The organism is Paraburkholderia sp. J41 (assembly GCF_905220235.1).
In the GTDB taxonomy this organism is placed as follows: Bacteria; Pseudomonadota; Gammaproteobacteria; order Burkholderiales; family Burkholderiaceae; genus Paraburkholderia.
In genome coordinates this window covers 42,641-60,647 of sequence record NZ_CAJMZE010000013.1, presented here as the reverse complement: position 1 = coordinate 60,647, position 18,007 = coordinate 42,641, and the positions used below count along the sequence as shown (strand labels likewise).

Sequence of the window (18,007 nt, the reverse complement as noted above, 5' to 3'; positions counted from 1 at the left end):
TGTCAATGCCTGCTGCAAAAACTGCTCGCAAACCACAGGAAAGCCGCAAGGCGGCAAGCCGTCCCGCCGCCGCGCCGACGTTGGAGGGCATCGCAGAGCGCTATCACACGCGCCTGCGCGCGGTGGCGGCTTCGGCGGATTCCCTGAGCGAAGGCGTGGTCGTGCCCGCGCTGCGGGAGGCGATCGTGGAAGGGGTGCTGACGCCGGGAAGCCGGCTTTCCGAGGTTCAGGTCGCCAAACAACTGAACGTGAGCCGCACGCCCATGCGCGAGGCTTTCGCGCAGCTCGAGCGCGAGGGTCTGGTGAATATCGTGCCGCGCGTCGGCGCGTTCGTGCGCGCGGTGACGTTGCGCGACGTCGAGGAAATCTACACCGTGCGCGCGGCGCTCGAATGCCTCGCGGTGCAACTGGCGTCGGAGCGCATCACGACGCTCGGCACGGCGCAGCTCGACGACGTCATAGCGGCCATGCAAACGAGCGTGGATGCCGACGATTCCTCGGCTTACGTGGATGCGCTCGACCGCTACTACGCGATCGTCATGACCATTGCCGACAATCGCACGTTGCAGGACAATCACGCGGGCCTGATCGGCCCCGTGCGCCGCTTGCGGCGCATTGCAATGGCGCGCGGCGGGCGCATGCGCGCATCGTTCGAGATGGCGAAAAGGATTCGCGACGCGATCGTCGCGCGTTCGCCCGAGGTTCAGGATTTGATGCGCGAGCAATTGCGCGCCGCCTGCGCGGCGGCGATCGACGTACTGAAAAACACCGCCGACTGACGAAACGAGGGCGAGCGGCCTGCGGCGGAGCCGTCCCGCTCATGCCTGCGCCATGAGCGCGCGCACGGCGGCGCGGGCTTCGCGGCCGAGCGCTTCCATGCCGAGCCCCGGAATCGCGTCGTCGACGACCACGGCCTCGCCCGCCGCGAACAATGCCTTCAGCACGGGCCGTCCGCCGCTTGCCACGGGACCGATGGCGGGGCGGTGCAAGCCGAAATAACGCGGGTCGTCGAGCCGGTAGATCGCGAGATCGGCCGGCGCGCCGGGCGCGATGCGGCCCAGCTCCGTCAAGCCCAGCACGTTCGCGCCGCCCGCCGTCCCCCAGTGGATCACGTCATCCACGCTCGCCGCGTGCGCGCCGCCGTCGCACGTCCCGCCCTCGCACGTTCCGCCCTCGCACGTTCCGCCGTCGCACGTCTCGCCCTCGTAGGCCGGACGTGCCGCCATGCCCGCGCGGGCGCGCTGCGCGAGCCACGTCATATGCGCTTCCGAAATCATGTCGGCTGCCTCGTTGGGTGCCGCGCCGTCCACGCAGAGGGATATCGGCGCGCCCGCTTGCGCCCCGCTTGCGCCCGCTTGCGCCAGTCCGGTCAGCGCACCGATGCCGCACCGGGCCGCCCGTTGCTCCGCGGGCAGTGCGCCACGCCCGTGCGCGTCTTGCCGGGCAGCGCGATTCCGTCGGCGCCGAGCTTGAGGAGATGAGCGAACTCCCGTCACGGTGCATCGCGGTGCATCTCTCAGCGCTCGCGGTGCAGGCGGCGGCCGCTCTCCCCTTCGCAGTGCATGCCCGTGACCGAAAACCCCGGCATCGCCGGCCTTCGACGACTGGCACACATCATGCTTAGTGAATTTCATTCAAGTTACTTGAATATAAATCCGGTCACTTTCGTCATCGCCACGGTCTTTCACAGGGAACCCCATGCACCAGTCAGCCCGTCGTCTCCTCGTCGCCCTGAGCGGCGTTCTCACGCTTTGCGCCGCCGCGCCCGTCCTCGCGCAAGACGACGTGCTCGCGCGCATCAAGTCGGACAAGGCCATCACCATCGCCACCGAAGCGCGTTACGCACCGTTCGAATACGTCGATAACGGCAAGATCGTCGGTTACGACGCCGACCTCATGGCCTACGTGCTCAAGTCGTTGCCCGACGTGAAGGTCAAGCAACTGGATCTGCCGTTCCAGGGCTTGCTGCCGGGGCTCGACGCGAAGCGCTTCGACATCGTCGTGACCGCCGTCACCGTCAACAAGGACCGCGCCGATCACTTCGCGTTCACGCTGCCGGTTGCCGACGCCACGACCGGCGTGCTGCTGCGCGCCAACGACACCTCGATCAAGACGCCGAACGACCTCAACGGCAAGATCGTCGGCTCGCAGACCGGCTCCGCGCAGTTGCAGGCGCTCGTCGCGCTCGACAAGAAGCTCAAGGACGCGGGCGGCCCCGGCATCAAGCAGATCAAGCAGTACGTGGCCTTCGACGAAGCCTACGCCGACCTTGCCGTGGGCCGCCTCGACGCCGTGGCGCAATCGGTTGCCAATCTCGGGCCGCTCATGAAGTCGCGCCCCGGCGTATTCACGGTGCTGCCGCAAACCATCGGACCGAAGAGTTATTTCGCCTGGGTCGCGCGCAAGGACGCGGACAGCGCTTCGCTCGTGAAGTTCTTCAGCGACGGCATCGCGCGCGCCAACAAGGACGGCACCATGAAGAAGCTCCAGGAGAAATGGTTCGGCTCGACCATGGTCGTGCCCGCCGACGCGCTGCCCGCGCCCACGCTCTAAGCGCTTTCCCGCACTCGCGGAAATACCGGCACCATGAACGCTCCCGACCTCCTCGCCCGCTGCGCCGGCTATCTGCCGCAATTGCTGAACGGCGCGCTGACGACGCTCTGGCTCTCGGCCGCCGCCGTGGGCTGCGGCTTCTTCGTCGGCGTGTTCGTCCACACGATGTCGGTGAGCCACAGCCGTTCGCTGCGCGGCGCGGCGAGCGTCTACGTCAGCGTGCTGCGCGGCACGCCGGTGCTCGCCCAACTGCTGGTGTTCTACTACGTGCCCTCGGCGCTCGGCATCGAATTGCCCGGCATCGTGGCCGCCGCCGTCGGCCTCTCGCTCAACACCGGCGCCTATCAATCGCAGATTCTGGGCGCGGGTTTTCGCGCCGTCGCGCCGGGCCAGATCGAGGCGGCGCTCACCTTCAACCTCACGCGCCGCCAGGTGCTCTGGCATATCGAAGTGCCGCAGGTGGTGCGCGCCACGCTGCCCGCGCTCGTCTCGGAGATGATCGACATCGTCAAGGCGTCGGCGGTGGTCTCCGTGATCTCGGTGACGGATCTGATGCGCGTGGGTCAGCAGTTGTCGTCGTCGAGCTATCGGCCGCTCGAGGTCTACACGCTCGCCGCGCTGTTCTACCTGGTCATCACTTCGCTGCTCGCCTGCGCCGGGCATGCCTACGCGCGCCGCGCCGCGCAACGCGTTTGAGTCCGCAAGGCCGCCCATGGATACGCTGATTTCCCTCGTTCCCCGCTTCGCCGTCGCAATGGGCGTCACGCTCGAAGTGAGCGTGCTTGCCGCGCTGATCGGCCTTGCGGCGGGTTTCGCGCTCAACGCGCTGCGCCTTTTTTCCGGGCGCGCGTTTGCCGTGCCCTATGCGGTCTTTATCTGGCTCGTGCGCGGCACGCCCTATCTTTCGCAGCTCGTCATCGCTTATTTCGGATTGCCGATCATTGGCGTGACGATGAGCGCCGTGCAAGCCACGGTGGTGTCGCTGGCGATCTACGCCAGCGCCTATTTCGCGGAAATCTTCCGCGCGGCGTGGGCCAGCGTGCCGCGCGGCCAGCTCGAAGCCGCGCAAGCCTTCGGGGTGAGCCGGCGCGACGCGTTTCGCACGATCGAGCTGCCACAGGCGCTCGCGTTCGCCGTGCCGCTCATCGCCAATCAGGTCATTCTCGTCATCAAGGAAAGCGCGGTCGCCTCGATCATCACCGTGCCGGAACTCACGATGACGGCAAGCGATATCGTCGCCTCGACCTATTCCTATCTCGGCCCATACGCGCTGCTGATCGCGAGCTACTGGCTGCTCACGCAAGCCGTTTCGCTGATCGCGCGCCGCGCCGCCGCCCGCATTCCCTTTCTGCGTAAAACCTCATGAGCGACCTACCGATTCTTCAGTTGCGCGCCGTCGGCAAGTCGTACGGCGCGGCCCGCGTGCTCAAGGGCATCGACCTGGACGTGATGCGCGGCGAGATCGTCACGCTGATCGGGCCTTCGGGCTCCGGCAAGACCACCGCGCTGCGCTGCATGAATTTTCTCGAAGCCTATGACGAAGGCGAAGTGTGGATCAAGGGGCAGTTGCTCGGCTACCGCTCGGCGGGACGCAGCGCGCGCGACCGCGACAGCGAGGCGAGCATCGCCGAAGTGCGCCGCCCGGTTTCGATGGTGTTCCAGCAGTTCAATCTCTGGCCGCACATGAGCGTGATCGACAACGTGGCCGCGCCGCTCGTGCTCACGCGCAAGATCGCGAAGCGCGAGGCGCGCGCGAAGGCGCTCGCGGCGCTCGAACGCGTGGGCATGGCGCACAAGGCCGAAGCGTGGCCCGCGAGCCTCAGCGGCGGCCAGCAGCAACGCGTGGGCATTGCCCGCGCGCTGGCCATCGAACCGGAAGTCATGCTGCTCGACGAGCCCACGTCCGCGCTCGACCCGGAACTCGTGGAGGAAGTGCTCAACGTGATCCGCTCGCTCGCGCAGGACGGCATGACCATGGTGATGGTCACGCACGAAATGAGCTTTGCCGCGCGCATTTCCGACAAGGTGGTGTTCATGGAGGCGGGCCAGATTGTCGAAGCGGGGCCGCCCGCGCAGTTGTTCGGCAACACGCGCACACCGCGCTTGCAGCAGTTTCTCAAGCCGTGGCTCGAACGCAGCCTCGATTTCGCCTGCGCGCCGCAAGCGACTGCCGCGAGTGCCGCGACTGTGGCGACTGTCGCGGCCGCCGCGCCGGAAGCGCCCGCCGCCGCGTTCGCCGGCCAGGGGAGCGCATCGTGACCTCGCATCGCTCCGAAACCCATGAGATCGCCGCTCGCGTCGCGGCGCACGTCAGCGAAACGCGCCTGCTCGCTTCGATCGAAACGCTGGCGAGCTTTGGCGCGCGCGGCGACGGCGGCGTGAACCGCCCGGCGCTCGGCCCGCTCGACGTGGAGGCGCGCCGCCATCTCGTCGAACGCGCCCGCGCGCTCGGATGCAGCGTGAGCGTGGACGCGTGCGCGAACCTGTTCATTCGCCGCGAGGGCACCGGAACGCTCGCGCCCGTGCTCACCGGCAGCCATATCGACACGCAGCCTTCGGGCGGCAAGCTCGACGGCTGCTACGGCGTGCTCGCGGGCATGGAGTATCTGGCCGCGCTGGAAGACGCGGGCGTGCGCACGCGCCGCCCCGTGGAAGCCGTCGTGTGGACCAACGAGGAAGGCACGCGTTTCTCGCCGGGCGCGATGGGTTCGAGTGCGTTCGTCGACCCCGCGCGCCTCGCGCATTACCGCGACGCGCGCGACGCCGAAGGCGTCACGCTGGCCGCCGCGCTCGACGCGCATCGCGCCGCGTTCCCCGATCTCGCGCCGCGCGCCGGCGACGTTCGCGCGCATGCCTTCGTCGAACTGCATATCGAACAAGGCCCGCTGCTCGAAAGCGCGCAGGTGCCGCTTGGCGTCGTGAACGGCATTCAGGGCGTGCGGTGGTACGCGCTGCACTGCGAGGGCGTGGCCGCCCACGCCGGCACCACGCCCATGCCGCTGCGCCGCGACGCCATGACGCTCGCCCTCGCGCTGCGCGCCGACCTGAACGACGTGGCGCACCGTCTGGGCGGCGAGTCCACGCGCGTGACGTTCGGGCGCTGGAGCGTCGAACCGAACTCGATCAACACGATTCCCGGCGCGGTGAGCTTCACGGTGGATTTCCGCCATCCCGACGCCGCCGTTCTGGCCGCCTTCGACGAACGCGCGCAGTCGCTCGCGCGCCGCCACGGCGTGCGCTGCGAGGCTTTGTTCGCACACGCGCCCGTGGCGTTCGACGCGCGCGTGCTGGCCACGCTCGACGGCGCGTGCCGCGCGCTCGGCGCGCGCGCGATGCGGCTCACGTCCGGCGCCTTTCACGACGCCATGTATCTCGCCGCGCATTGCCCGAGCGCGATGCTGTTCGTGCCCAGCAAAGGCGGCATCAGCCACAACCCGGCCGAAGCCACCGACGCGCGACATCTCGTGCTGGGCGCCCGCGCGCTCGCACACAGTCTCACCACGCTCTGCGAAGCCGCCTGAGCGTGCATTTCAGCCACCATCCGCAACACAAGCACCAGGAGTGACGATGAATTTCCCCGCTGCCACCGCCCCGCTCGCCGACGACAACGGCAACGAAACCGGCGTCAACGCCACGCTGCGCGAACCGATCTCGGCCGACGGCACGCCCGAGCCCGGCAAGACCTACACCGTGCCCGCGCGCTGCGGCCGCGCCGTGCGCGTGAAGGCCGGCCAGACCATTCGCATTGCGAATCCCCACGGCACGCAGGTGTGCGACACGTGGATCTTCAACGCGCAGCATCTGAACGAATTCCTCTCGTTCGAGCACACGCGCGCCTATCTCGACAAGATCATCCCGCAACCGGGCGACCCGCTCGTGACCAATCAGCGCCGGCCGATCGCGGAACTCGTGGCCGACTCGTCGCCCGGCGTTCACGACACGCTGATCGCCGCGTGCGATCTGTATCGCTATCGCAATCTGGGCGTCGAGCACTATCACGACAATTGCGCCGACAATCTGCGCCTCGCCCTCAAGGCGATCGGCTTGCGCACGCGCGAAGTGCCGCAGCCGTTCAACCTGTGGATGAACATTCCCGTGAAGCCCGACTATTCGATCGACTGGCTGCCGCCCGTCTCGAAGGCCGGCGATTACGTGGATATCAAGGCGGCGATGGATTGCGTGGTGGTGATGTCGGCGTGCCCGCAAGATATCATTCCGATCAACGCGCTCAACCCGCTCGAGATCGAGTTCACGGTGCTGGCTTGATGCGCAGCCCGGCGCGGCGGGTCGCGATCCGCGATCCGCTGGCCCGTTCACCCGCCCATCGACGGAAAATCCCAAGTGGCCAACCCCAAACCCGCTTCTGCGCAGGCCGGCACGCCCGCCGCGCCCACCCGCGGCCGTGACGCAACGGCAGCGGCGCCCGCGCGCACGGTGCGCGCCGGCGCACGCGCCGTTGCCGCTCAAGCCGCTCAAGCCGCCCACGCTGCCCAAGCCGAGAAAGGCACGGCCGGCACGAAGGGCACGAGAAGCACAAGAAGCACAAAAAGCACGAGAAGCACGAAGGCTTCGAAAGACGCCAAAGATCCGAAGGACGCGCCGGGCGGCACCGACGGTCTCGGCACGCGGCTGCGGCATGCCCGCATGGTCAGGCAAATGACGCTCAAGGCGCTCGCCGTCGAGGCGGGCTGCTCGGAAAGCCTGCTTTCGAAAGTGGAAGGCGGCCACGCCACGCCCTCGCTCGCCACGCTGCACCGGCTCGCGCTCGCACTGGAGACCAACGTCGCGGCGCTCGTGTCCGAACCCGCCGCGCCGCCCTCGCCCGTGCAGCGCGCGAGCGAGCGGCCCGCCGTGCGCTTTCCCGCACAGCGCGCGGCCACCGGCAAGCGCCTGCGCACCCAGCATGCGATCGTGCTGGAACGCCTTGTCGTGCCGGGACCGGGACGGCTTTTGCAAGGCGATATCCACGTGCTCGAACCGCACGTGCGCAGCGACGAGCAGATCAGCCACGCGGGCGAAGAACTCGGTTACGTGCTCGAAGGCGAACTCGAACTCACGCTCGGCGAAAAGACCTGGCGGCTTCAGGCGGGCGACTCGTTTTACTTCCCGAGCACCGAGCCGCACAGCTACCGCAATCCCGGCGACACCATCGCGCGCGTGTTGTGGATCAACACGCCGCCCACCTTCTAACCCGCACTCGACAATGCCGGACGGCCGCGCGCCATGAACACGACCGATCTCTCGCAGATGCAGATGCCGCGCTTCGCGGGCATTCCCACGTTCATGCGCGTGCCGTTCGCGCGCGACCCGGCCGAATACGATATCGCGCTGGCCGGCGTTCCCTTCGACGGCGGCGTGACGGCGCGTCCCGGCGCACGCTTCGGCCCGCGCGAAATCCGCAATATGTCGACCATGATGCGCGCGATCCATCACGTCACGCGCTTCAATCCTTTCGAAGCCTGCCGCGTGGCCGACATCGGCGACGTGCCGTTCGCGCATCTCTACGATCTCGAACGCGCGCACGACGACATCCGCCGCTTCTTCGAGCCGGTGTATCGCGCGGGCAAGCGCGCGCTGATCGCGGGCGGCGATCATTCGATCACCTATCCGATCTTTCAGGCGATCGCGCCCAGGAAGCCGCTCGCCCTCGTTCATATCGACGCGCACACCGATACCTGGGACACCTATCAAGGTTCGAAATTCACGCACGGCGCGCCGTTCCGCCGCGCGGTCGAAGCGGGGCTGCTCGATCCTCGCCGCACGATCCAGATCGGCATCCGCGGCGCGCAGAACACCGACGAAGGCTGGCGCTATTCGATCGACCACGGCATGCGCGTGGTGTTCGTCGAGGAATTCGAAACGCTGGGAGCCGCCCAGGTGGCCGCGCTGGCCCGCGGCGTGGTGGGCGACGCGCCGGTGTATCTGTCGCTCGACGTCGATGGACTCGACCCGGTGTTCACGCCGGGCACCGGCACGCCCGAGATCGGCGGCCTAACGACACGCGAAACGCTGGCGCTGCTTCGCGGCCTCGACGGACTGAACTGGGTGGGCGGCGACGTCGTGGAAGTCTCGCCGCCTTACGATCCGTCGGGCAACACGGCGCTCGTGGCGGCGACGCTGATGTACGAGATGTTATGCCTCTTCGCGCGGCGCTGACGATGCCACGCGCCGCGGCGCGCGAACGACGGCTCCCGCGCGCGCCCGCCCGGCCCGAGAATGCAATGACGCCGTGAATCAGCGGTCGGCCTCTGGGCGACGGCGAGCGATGAAGTCGATTTCGACGAGCGCGTCGTAAGCGAGCCCCGTCACGCCGACGCACGTGCGCGCGGGCAACCGGCCGGGTTCGAAATAGCGTTGATAAGCGGCGTTGAAGGCGGCGTAATCTTCCTTGAAGCGCGTGAGATACGCGCGCGCGACCACGACATCGCCGAAATCGAGGCCCAGCCCCGCGAGAACGGTGCGCAGGTTGGCCATGACGTTGGCGGTCTGGGCTTCGATGCCTTCGGGCAGCACGCCGGGCGCTCCGGGACTGTCGGGCATCTGCCCTGTGACGAACACGAAGCCGTCGGCTTCGGTTGCGTGGCTGAACGGCGCGACCGGCGTGGGGCCGCCGGCAATCATGTGAAAGGCGATGGGCGACTGAGACATCGGCAAGACTCCAAAGGGACGATGCGTCCTTTTTTGCAAGCTCCATGCCAGATTGGTTTCAGCCCCGATTGTCCTTATCGCGCCACGGATGCGGCGACAAAATGGTGCAATTCCGGCATCAAAGCGGGGCTTTGCGTTGAATCGCCTGCCGGCATTGCGCGGCCGTTTCGTTCGTGGGGTTGGCGCTCGGCTCGCACTCACTTGCATGGCGGCGGCGACTCGCCCTCGCTCACGGGGCGCTCGTCAGTTCGTCCGCTCGCGAGAGAAACAATTGCAGCACGGGCGATGCATTCGAACGGCTGTAGCCGATCGCGAGATCGACGCTGGGCGCCTCGCCTTGCAGCGGGCGGCTTACCACCGACCACGGCAGCAAGTTGTTTGCGTACTCGGGCATCAGCGACAACCCGCGTGTCGAAGCGACGAGCGACATGGCCATGGCCAGGTTGTCGACGCCATGCTCAGGCTTCAAATCCAGCCCGTTCTCGTGCAGATAGCGCGCGACCACGTCGTGCAGCACGCGCGCCTTGTTCGACGCCATGACCAACGTCTCGCCTTGCAGATCCGCCGGCGCGATCGCCGGTTTCGCCGTCAGCCGATGGTCGCTCGGCATCAGCACGATCAGCTTTTCCCGATGGACCACGCGGTAGTCGAGATCGAGCCCCGGCTCGCAGCGCACGAACGCCAGATCGAGCTTGCCGCGCGCGACGGCGTCGGCGAGATCGGGCGAGTAGCCGCTCGATATCGTCACGTCGATATTGGGCAGCTCGTCGCGCAAGACCTGCATCGCGCGCGGCAGCCACGTCATTTCCTGACCGGTCAGAAAACCGAGCGCGAAAACCTGTTTGGCCGGCCGCGCGGCGCGGCGCGCCGCTTCCACGGCCGCATCGACCTGCGCGAGCGCGAGCCGCGCATGGTCCAGAAACGCCTTGCCGGACGCCGTCAGCTCGACGCCGCGCGCGCTGCGGCGAAATAGCTCCGCGCGCACTTCGTCCTCGAGATCGCGAATCTGGCGGCTGAGCGACGGCTGCGACGTGTACAGCCGCTGCCCGGCGGCGACCGTGAGACTGCCCGTTTCCGCCACGGCTATGAAATAGCGCAGATGACGCAGTTCCATGTCTTCTCCTGGTTCCCCGCTTCGTCTGATTCGCCTGATTCGCCTGATTCGCCTGATTCGTCTATCGGCCCGATTCGGCCGTCATGCTTGCGAAGCATGCCCGCCAGCCTACAAAGTCTTTTTCCGCCCTGCAAGCGAAGGCTACATTTCCTGCCAGCAGCCGCATCGCTCGATGCCGGCGCGCAAGCAAGCGCGCTCGCAGCCATGTCTGCCGGCTATCGCCGACCGATGCCGCGCCCACTCCACGGAGCTTCGCCATGAACGACCTTGCCGGAAAAACCGCGCTCGTAACGGGCGCCTTGAGCGGCATCGGCCGCGCGGCCGCCCACGCCTTTGCGCGCGCGAACGCCCGCGTCGCGATTTCGGGGCGGCGCGCCGACGAAGGCGTGGCGCTCGCGCAAACGCTTCGCTCGCTGGGCGCGCAAGCGCAGTTCATTGCCGCCGACGTGCGCGTGGAAGATGACGTGCGGGCGCTGATCGACGGCACGGTCGCGCGCTTCGGGAGGCTCGACGTCGCCGTGAACGCAGCGGGCACGGAAGGCGAACCGACGCCCGTGATCGACCAGACCTCCGCGCGCTACGCGGACGTTTTCGACACGAACGTGCTCGGCACCTTGCTCGCGATGAAGCACCAGTTGCGCGTGATGGCTTTGCAGCGCAGCGGCAGCATCGTCAATGTGTCGTCGACGATGGGCGCGCGCGGCGCCGCGGGTGCGTCGCTGTATGTCGCGAGCAAGCACGCCGTCGAAGGACTGACGAAATCGGCCGCGCTCGAAGCGGCCGCCTTCGGCGTGCGCGTCAATGCGGTGGCGCCGGGTCCGGTGCAAACGCCGATGCTCGATCGGCTCACGCAAACGCCCGAACGCAAGGCGGCCTTCCTCGACACCGTGCCGCTCAAACGCGCGGGCACGCCGGACGAAATTGCCGAAGGGATTCTGTACGTGGCGTCCGCCGCTTTCATGACCGGCGAGGTGCTGCGTGTGAACGGCGGCCGCACGGCCTCGTGAGCGCTGCCTCGGCGGCATGCCCGCGAGACATGCCTGCGAAGCATGTCCCGAAGCCTGCAAAGTCGTTTTCCTGACGACGCGCGGCGCCTACATTACCTCTCGGGACAGCGCGATACGAAGCACGAAGGGCCGGCGCAAAACGTCGAAAGCCGCCTTCGCCCCATACGTTCGAGCTATATCGCGCTGCACGACTTTCAACGGCTTTCGGTAAGGACAACGATCATGACCCGCCACACCCACCAGAGCGCGCCGACCCGCTTCGTCGAGGCCAACGGCATCCGTTTCGCGTACCGCCGCTTCGGCAATCCCACGGGCGTGCCGCTCGTGATGAACATTCACTTCACCGGCACGATGGATCATTGGGACCCGGCCGTCACCGACGGGCTCGCGCAACACCGCGAAGTGATTCTGTTCAACAACGCCGGGATTTCGAGCAGTTCGGGCGAGGTGCCGGAGTCGATCGAAGAGATGGCCGCCAATGCAGGCGCGTTCATCGAAGCGCTCGGCCTGGAACAGGTCGACGTGCTCGGTTTTTCGATGGGTGGACTGATCGCGCAGGAACTCTCCATCGCGAATCCTCGAAGGGTGCGCAAGGTGATACTTGTCGGCACCGGCCCGCGCAGCGGCGAAGGCATGGCGACGCTCACGCCGCAAGCACAAGCCATTTTCGCCGCGTCCTACGCGCATCCCGACGACCTGTGGCTGCGCGTGCATTTCGCGCCCTCCGAAGCGAGCCAGGCGGCGGGCCGCGGCTTTATCGAGCGTTTCCGTTTGCGCACCGATCATCGCGATCCCGAAGCCGACGACAAGGTCGCGCCCGCGCAACTCGCCGCGCTCGCCAAATGGGGCGCGCCGCGCGAGAACCCTTACGACTATCTCGCCGCGCTCAAGCAACCGACGCTCGTCGTCAACGGCGACGACGACGTGATCATCTATTCGATCAATTCGTGGACCCTGCAACAGCACATTCCGAACGCGCAATTGATCCTCTACCCGGATGCGAATCACGGCTCGCTGTACCAGTACCCGGCGCGCTTCGTCGCGCACGTGGACCAGTTTCTTTCGGAAGCGAGCGCGGCCGCTGCGTAACGCACCTTCATACGTCGCTCACTGGAGTTTTCATCATGCCCACTTTGACAAGCAAGACCGCGCTCGTGACGGGCGCTTCGCGCGGCATCGGCCGCGCCACCGCCATCGCGCTCGCCAAGGCCGGCGCGCGCGTGCTGGTTCACTACGGCAATGCGGCGCAGGCCGCCGAAGAAGTGGTCGCGACGATCCGCGCCGCGGGCGGACAGGCCGACAAGGTGGCCGCCGATCTGCGCGACGCGAACGGCCCGCACGAACTCGCGAAGCGCGTGCGCGCACTGACGGGCGAACGGCTCGACATTCTCGTTGCGAACGCGGGCATTTCGAAGGCCGCCCCGATCGAGGAGACGACCATCGAGGACTTCGACAACCTGTTCGCCGTCAACGTGCGTGCGCCGTTCTTCCTCGTGCAGCAATTGCTGCCTGTGCTGGGCGTTGGCAGCAGCGTCGTTCTGCTGTCGTCGCTGGCGGCGCGCGCGTCCGTCAACAACCTGTCCGCGTATGCGGCGACCAAAGGCGCGGTCGATACGCTCGTGCGCCATTTCGCCTCCGCGCTTGGCGAGCGCGGCATTCGCGTCAACGCAATCGCGCCCGGCGTGGTGGAAACGGACATGTCGAACTTCGCGAGAACCGACGCGGGCCGCGACTTCACGCTGGGCATGCAGGCGCTCAAGCGCGTGGCGCAGCCCGACGATATCGCGGGCGCCGCGGTGTTCCTCGCCTCCGACGACGCGCGCTGGGTCACGGGCGACATATTGCGCGTGGATGGCGGATCGAAGCTTTGATGCTTAAAACGCGCTACGCGCAAGCGCGACGTGCCATGCCGTGCCGTGCCGTGCGCCTGACCGACGGGAGTCTCGAATGAACCGACCCGTCGTTCTCATCGCTGGCGCCCCGGGAAAGACGGCGGGCTAAAGCGGGTTCGTCCGCCTGCGCGACCGTTGCCCTTGCCTGGCGGCGGGCGGCGCAATGCTTGCCGTCCGCTCTCCGGCAACGAACCGCACTCGTACTGGTCCGCTGCGCTCGTGGAGCGCGGCGGCAACGCGATAATCAGTTGAACGTAACGTCCGCGAGAAACGTCGCGAAGTAGTCGTCGTCCAGCCATCCGTCAACATGCATCGACGCTTCGATCCGCTGGATTTCCCTTTGTCCCTTATCGGTCAGGACGGCGATCTGGAGTGCCGGAAGGAATTTCGCGCCGAGCGGCGGCTTCTGGTCGATGGCTTCGATCAGGCCCTGCGAGCGAAGTGCCGTGAAAACGGCCGGGCGCTTGTGCCACGGTATCTGTCGATACAAGACAAGCCGAAGCGCTTCAAGTACGGCGCCATTATTGAATTCCATGAGCATTCCTCTGGTGTTCGGCTGAAACGTCGTGCTGGCTCTGAGCACTCACGGTAACACAGGAAAGGGTTTCATACGATGACGCGCTCCAAACGTTGCCTGTCTGGAACGCGTACTCGTCGCATGATTGAGGTAAACCATGCGCGGCTTGCGGTGCAAAAACCGCCGCGCAATCAGTTATCGGCATCGCCTTCTCCATTTTGGGACGACAACGCCGACAACGCCTGGATGATCGCGAGGTGCGTGAGTCCTTGCGGCAGGTTGCCGAGATACTCGCCGTTCCCGGCGCTCGCCATTTCCGGGTAGACGCCCACGCCATGAGAAAGCGCTTCGATGACCGCGTCGAACGCCGCCATGGCGGCGTCCCGTTGCCCGAGCAGCGCACGCGCCTCGATCACCCAGAACGTGCAGGCCAGGAAGCATCCTTCTTCCTGCGCCGCGCCCGAATAGCGATAGTGATACACGCCCGCGCCCAGTTCGCGCTGGATCGCGTCGAGCGTGCGTTCGTTGCGCTCGCGCCCGTCGAAGCGAAAGCGCGTCGCGAGCGCCATCGAAGCGTCGATCCGCTCGCTGCCGGGATACATCACGTAAGCGCCCTTTTGCTCCGACCAGCCGTGCTCGCCGATCCACGCGGCAATGCGGTCGCGCTCCCGTGCCCAGCGGTCGCGGCAGGTGGTCGGCAACTGGCCGCTGTCGGCCAGCTCGACCGCGCGCGCGAGCGCCTGCCACGCACTGAGCTTCGAACTCGTGTAATGCCGCGGCGTCTCGAGTTCCCAGATGCCGGCGTCCTTGATGCGCCATTGATCGGCGCATTGATCCGCGAGCCGCGAGAGAATTTCGGCGCTGCGCGAATCGAGAATGTTGCCGGCGCGCACGAATACGGCGGCCGTCCCGAAGATATCGCCATACACGCCGTGCTGCCGCTGGTTCGTCGCCACGTTGCCGCTCACCACGGGCGCCGAGCCGCGATAGCCGGGCAAGCCGGTCGCGCGCGCGTCGTCCACCACATCGCCCCACAGCGAATACAGCACGCGCGGCCCGTGAGCGTCGATCTGCCGGAGCAGCCACGTGAACGCGGCCTTCGCTTCCTCCTGCGCGCCCATGCGCAAGAATGCCTTGATCGTGTAGCCCGCGTCGCGCACCCATGCGCAGCGATAGTCGTAGTTCTTGTTGCCGCCGATCCGCTCGGGCAGCGACGTGGTGCCCGCCGCCGCGATCGCGCCACTCGGCGAATAGAGCAGCAGCTTGAGCGCGAGCGCGCTGCGCACCAGCAGCGGCCGATGCGGCCCGTCGTAGCGCAGCTTGGCGGTCCACGCTCTCCAGGCGTCGTCCGAGGTGTCGATACGGGCGTCGATATCCTCGATGGGCGGCACGACGAGGGGCTCGTCCTTGCCCGCGACGATCGCCAGCGTTTCGCGCTCGCCCTCGCGCACGGCCACGCTCGCGCGCAGGCCCGCGTCGGAGCGTTCCTCGATCACGAGCCGCGCGCCATGCAGAAAGAGCCCGAGCACGCGCCCCGCATGAAACACGTCGCGCCCGCCGATGCGCGAACCGTACGGGCTGACCGAATCGTCCTGCCGCCCGAACACGATCCTCACGTCGAACCGCACGGAGCCTTCCAGGCCGACGATGCGCCGCGCGAGTTCCGCCCACGGCAAGCGGCCCGCGCCGCCGCTGTTGAGCGACTCGACCAGCATCGCGCGCCCCGAAGCCGTGGTGAAAATCGTCTCCAGCACGTTGCTGCTTTCGCGGTAGCGGCGCTCGACCTCGAACGGCGCCGCGGGCGTGACCGCGTAGCAGCCGCCCTGTTGCGCATCGAGCAGACGGTCGAATAGCGGCGGCGAGTCGATGCCCGGCACGCACCACCAGTCGATCGAGCCGTCCGCGCCGCTCAGGGCGACGGAGCGGCCGTCGCCGAGCACGCCGTAGGCATCGAGCGGAAGAAAGCCTTCGGCGTCGCGCGCCCCCGTTGGATGGCGCGCGTTCATTCCTGCGCGCTTCCATCGGCGCCGACGCGCACCGGCCTTCCCTCGCGCGCCGAACGATACAGGGCTTCCATCAGCAGATGGTCGCGCAAGCCTTCTTCGCCGGGGGTCGCGGGTGCGCGGTCCTCGCGCACGCAACGCGAAAAATGATCGATCTCCAGCGCGAACTGATCCTTGAACGCGAGGCGCCGTTCCTCGACGGCTTCGATGCTGCCCGCGCGCCGCGCCACCCGCATGCGCTGACCGGCGTAGGCAAACGCGTTCTCCAGATCGATCCAGCCGCCTTCGAGCCGGATGCGCATGTCCTTCGACTCGTGCGCGCCGTAGCTCGCCGCGCAGTTCGCGATGGCGCCCGACGGAAAACGCAGCATGAAGCTCACGGTTTCCTCCACTTCGCGATAGCGCGCGTCGTCTTGCGGATTGACGACTTGCGCGTACACCTCGACCGGCTCCTCGCCCAGCAGATGACGCACGCCGTTGAGGCAATAGAGGCCGATATCGGGCAACGCGCCGCCGCCCGCCAGCGCTCCCTTGAGCCGCCATTGTTCGCCGGGGCCCTGGGCCTGCGCGTTCACGGCCTCGACAAGGCGCGCCTTGCCCAGTTCGCCCGACTGCACGAGCCGCTTCGCCTCGCTGTTGAACACCTCGAACTGGCAGCGGTACGCCACCATCAGCTTTACGCCGGCGGCGGCGCAAACGTCGATCATGCGGCGCGCTTCGGCGGCGGTGTTCGCCATCGGCTTTTCGCAGAGGACGTGTTTTCCCGCGCGGGCGGCAGCGCTGACGTGTTCCAGGTGCAGGCCATTGGGCGTGACGATATAGACGGCTTCGATGTCGGGATTGTCGGCGAGGCGCGCCATGTCGCCGTAACCGTAGATCGCGTTGTCGCCGACACCGTATTGCGCGGCGACCGCGCGCGCCTTTTCCGGGCTGCCGGAGATCAGGCCCGCGAGCCGCGCATGTTTGGACTGCGCCAGCGCGGGCAGAATCTGCGCGAGCGAAAGACGCCCCAAGCCCGCCACGGCCATCCCCACGCGCCGCCGCGGCGGCGCGGGCGCGGGCGGCGGCGGCTCGGGCCGGTCGGCTTCGCCGCGCCAGTTTTCGAATACCACGGCGCCGTTCTCGACCGCGCCGACGTCGATCGACGCGGGCGGCTGCGCGCGCCCCGCCACCGGCAACGCGGCGCCGCCGGGCGTGCCGGGACCGGTTGCGCCGAAGTTGCCGTGGTTGCCGTGGTTGCCGTGGTTGCCGGGGTTGCCGTCGTTGATGTTGTCGTCGTGATCCTGTGCAGACATGATGTTTCTCCGGTTGCGGGGCGCGCGCGTTGCAGGCGCTACGACAGCGTTCGAGCGGCCTTTTTGGCATTGGCGGGACTTGCGGGACTTGTGGGATGCGCGCGGCCCAGCAGCGCCATCGCCGCGCCCGCCAGCGCGCAGAGCGCCAACGCCACCAGCGCGCCCGTGCCGAAGCGCACATCGAGCGACACGCCCGCGATCGCGCCCGCGAGCCACGCCAGCCAGCGCGCCACGCTCCGCGCCGCCGCGCCCGCACGGCCCACGGCCAGATCGCGGCCCGCCTTGATCAACGCGCCGGTGATGAAGGTGACGCCGGGCTGGTCGGCGCGGGCCTCGTTGAGCGCGCCCATTGCGGCGGCGATCAGCGCGGTGGAGCGCAGCGGCCAGTCGTCGCCCGCATGCGGAATCGCGAGCGCGATCAGCGCGGCGGTGAGCGTCAGCGCGATCGCGGGCCGCCATGCGGGCGCGCGCACGCCGAGCCACGCGGCGAGCGTCGTGCCCGCCACGAAGCAGGCGATCAGGCAAAGCAGCGCGCCGACCTCCTTCCCTGCGCCGTGCAGCAGCGCCGCGCCGAGGCGCGTGGAGTCGCCGGTCATGTAGACCGCCAGCAAGGGCTTGCCGTGCATCATGACGAGCGCGTCGGTGTTGCCGGCGAGTGCGATCAGCGCGAGAACCGGCAACGGCGAATCGGCGAGGCAGCGCCAAAGCGGCGCGCGGCGAAGTGGCATAAAAGGATTCCGTAAGCGGGCGCGGCGTCGCGACGGCGCAGCCAGGGCAGTGCTGCAAGTGCGATGCCCGACGGAATGGACGGGCTTGAAAAGCGCTTCATCGACGGTTTTATCGACGGTTTTATCGACGGCGTGATGACGATCTCGCATCGACAAAAACGGAACGCCGACGGCTGGACCGAATGTCTCCGACAAGATGCCGTAGGCGTTACGGCTCCCGGCCCGCCATAATCGCCCACGAACGCGTCAA

20 protein-coding genes are annotated in these 18,007 nt (G+C 67.6%); 13 read left to right on the top strand and 7 right to left on the bottom strand.

Annotated elements, in window-relative coordinates; genetic code table 11:
- The first annotated feature begins 5 nt into the window (after positions 1-5).
- A complete protein-coding gene (locus U5805_RS15675; RefSeq protein ID WP_322104399.1) occupies positions 6-779 on the top strand; it encodes a GntR family transcriptional regulator in 774 nt (257 codons plus the stop codon).
- Positions 780-818: 39 nt separating this feature from the next.
- On the opposite strand, the gene U5805_RS15670 is transcribed toward U5805_RS15675, so the two are convergent.
- Positions 819-1,277 (bottom strand): amidohydrolase family protein, encoded by a 459-nt coding sequence (locus tag U5805_RS15670; RefSeq protein ID WP_322104398.1) that lies wholly within the window; start codon positions 1,275-1,277, stop codon positions 819-821.
- Positions 1,278-1,698: 421 nt separating this feature from the next.
- Here U5805_RS15670 and U5805_RS15665 point away from each other — a divergent pair, with 421 nt between their 5' ends.
- The 8 genes from U5805_RS15665 to speB all read left to right on the top strand — a co-directional run bounded on the left by U5805_RS15665 (position 1,699) and on the right by speB (position 8,709).
- The gene (locus tag U5805_RS15665) at positions 1,699-2,553 is read left to right on the top strand and encodes a transporter substrate-binding domain-containing protein (protein ID WP_322104397.1); all 855 of its coding nucleotides are present in this window, start codon (positions 1,699-1,701) and stop codon (positions 2,551-2,553) included.
- Between the two features lie 33 nt (positions 2,554-2,586).
- Positions 2,587-3,249, top strand: coding sequence for an amino acid ABC transporter permease (locus tag U5805_RS15660; protein WP_322104396.1), 663 nt, complete (start codon positions 2,587-2,589; stop codon positions 3,247-3,249).
- 16 nt (positions 3,250-3,265) lie between these two features.
- Positions 3,266-3,919 (top strand): amino acid ABC transporter permease, encoded by a 654-nt coding sequence (locus U5805_RS15655; protein ID WP_322104395.1) that lies wholly within the window; start codon positions 3,266-3,268, stop codon positions 3,917-3,919.
- A complete protein-coding gene (locus U5805_RS15650) occupies positions 3,916-4,812 on the top strand; it encodes an amino acid ABC transporter ATP-binding protein (RefSeq protein WP_322104394.1) in 897 nt (298 codons plus the stop codon). The genes U5805_RS15655 and U5805_RS15650 overlap by 4 nt, the downstream gene beginning before the upstream one ends.
- Positions 4,809-6,074, top strand: a complete 1,266-nt coding sequence (locus U5805_RS15645; RefSeq protein WP_322104393.1) for a M20 family metallo-hydrolase — start codon at positions 4,809-4,811, stop codon at positions 6,072-6,074. The genes U5805_RS15650 and U5805_RS15645 overlap by 4 nt, the downstream gene beginning before the upstream one ends.
- A gap of 46 nt (positions 6,075-6,120) precedes the next feature.
- Entirely contained in the window at positions 6,121-6,819 is a 699-nt protein-coding gene (locus U5805_RS15640; protein ID WP_322104392.1) for an urea carboxylase-associated family protein, read from the top strand.
- A gap of 378 nt (positions 6,820-7,197) precedes the next feature.
- Positions 7,198-7,743 (top strand): cupin domain-containing protein, encoded by a 546-nt coding sequence (locus tag U5805_RS31825; protein WP_415914613.1) that lies wholly within the window; start codon positions 7,198-7,200, stop codon positions 7,741-7,743.
- A gap of 33 nt (positions 7,744-7,776) precedes the next feature.
- Positions 7,777-8,709 carry an agmatinase gene (speB, locus tag U5805_RS15630; protein ID WP_322104390.1) on the top strand — a complete coding sequence of 311 codons (933 nt, stop codon included), beginning with the start codon at positions 7,777-7,779 and terminating at the stop codon, positions 8,707-8,709.
- A gap of 78 nt (positions 8,710-8,787) precedes the next feature.
- Here the strand turns inward: speB and U5805_RS15625 are convergent, their stop codons facing one another.
- Together U5805_RS15625 and U5805_RS15620 are read right to left on the bottom strand one after the other, a co-directional pair.
- Positions 8,788-9,201, bottom strand: a complete 414-nt coding sequence (locus tag U5805_RS15625) for a RidA family protein (protein WP_322104389.1) — start codon at positions 9,199-9,201, stop codon at positions 8,788-8,790.
- A 229-nt stretch (positions 9,202-9,430) separates the two neighbouring features.
- Positions 9,431-10,315, bottom strand: coding sequence for a LysR family transcriptional regulator (locus U5805_RS15620; protein ID WP_322104388.1), 885 nt, complete (start codon positions 10,313-10,315; stop codon positions 9,431-9,433).
- Between the two features lie 257 nt (positions 10,316-10,572).
- On the opposite strand from U5805_RS15620, the gene U5805_RS15615 reads away from it, so the two are divergent.
- The 3 genes from U5805_RS15615 to U5805_RS15605 all read left to right on the top strand — a co-directional run bounded on the left by U5805_RS15615 (position 10,573) and on the right by U5805_RS15605 (position 13,193).
- Positions 10,573-11,322, top strand: a complete 750-nt coding sequence (locus tag U5805_RS15615) for a glucose 1-dehydrogenase (protein ID WP_322104387.1) — start codon at positions 10,573-10,575, stop codon at positions 11,320-11,322.
- A 222-nt stretch (positions 11,323-11,544) separates the two neighbouring features.
- On the top strand, positions 11,545-12,411 hold the full coding sequence (locus U5805_RS15610) for an alpha/beta hydrolase (RefSeq protein ID WP_322104386.1): 867 nt from the start codon (positions 11,545-11,547) through the stop codon (positions 12,409-12,411).
- Positions 12,412-12,446: 35 nt separating this feature from the next.
- The gene (locus U5805_RS15605; protein WP_322104385.1) at positions 12,447-13,193 is read left to right on the top strand and encodes an SDR family NAD(P)-dependent oxidoreductase; all 747 of its coding nucleotides are present in this window, start codon (positions 12,447-12,449) and stop codon (positions 13,191-13,193) included.
- 265 nt (positions 13,194-13,458) lie between these two features.
- Here U5805_RS15605 and U5805_RS15600 read toward each other — a convergent pair whose 3' ends face one another.
- From U5805_RS15600 to U5805_RS15585, 4 genes are all read right to left on the bottom strand, one after another.
- A complete protein-coding gene (locus U5805_RS15600; RefSeq protein ID WP_322104384.1) occupies positions 13,459-13,749 on the bottom strand; it encodes a hypothetical protein in 291 nt (96 codons plus the stop codon).
- A gap of 173 nt (positions 13,750-13,922) precedes the next feature.
- Entirely contained in the window at positions 13,923-15,737 is a 1,815-nt protein-coding gene (locus U5805_RS15595; RefSeq protein WP_322104383.1) for a glycoside hydrolase family 15 protein, read from the bottom strand.
- Positions 15,734-17,029: a Gfo/Idh/MocA family oxidoreductase gene (locus U5805_RS15590; protein WP_322104382.1), complete on the bottom strand. Its 1,296-nt coding sequence runs from the start codon at positions 17,027-17,029 to the stop codon at positions 15,734-15,736. Before U5805_RS15590 ends, U5805_RS15595 begins: the two co-directional genes overlap by 4 nt.
- Before the next feature lie 38 nt (positions 17,030-17,067).
- Positions 17,068-17,757, bottom strand: a complete 690-nt coding sequence (locus tag U5805_RS15585; RefSeq protein ID WP_322104381.1) for a YoaK family protein — start codon at positions 17,755-17,757, stop codon at positions 17,068-17,070.
- Between the two features lie 63 nt (positions 17,758-17,820).
- On the opposite strand from U5805_RS15585, the gene U5805_RS15580 reads away from it, so the two are divergent.
- Positions 17,821-17,988 (top strand): hypothetical protein, encoded by a 168-nt coding sequence (locus U5805_RS15580; protein WP_322104380.1) that lies wholly within the window; start codon positions 17,821-17,823, stop codon positions 17,986-17,988.
- Positions 17,989-18,007 lie beyond the last annotated feature (19 nt).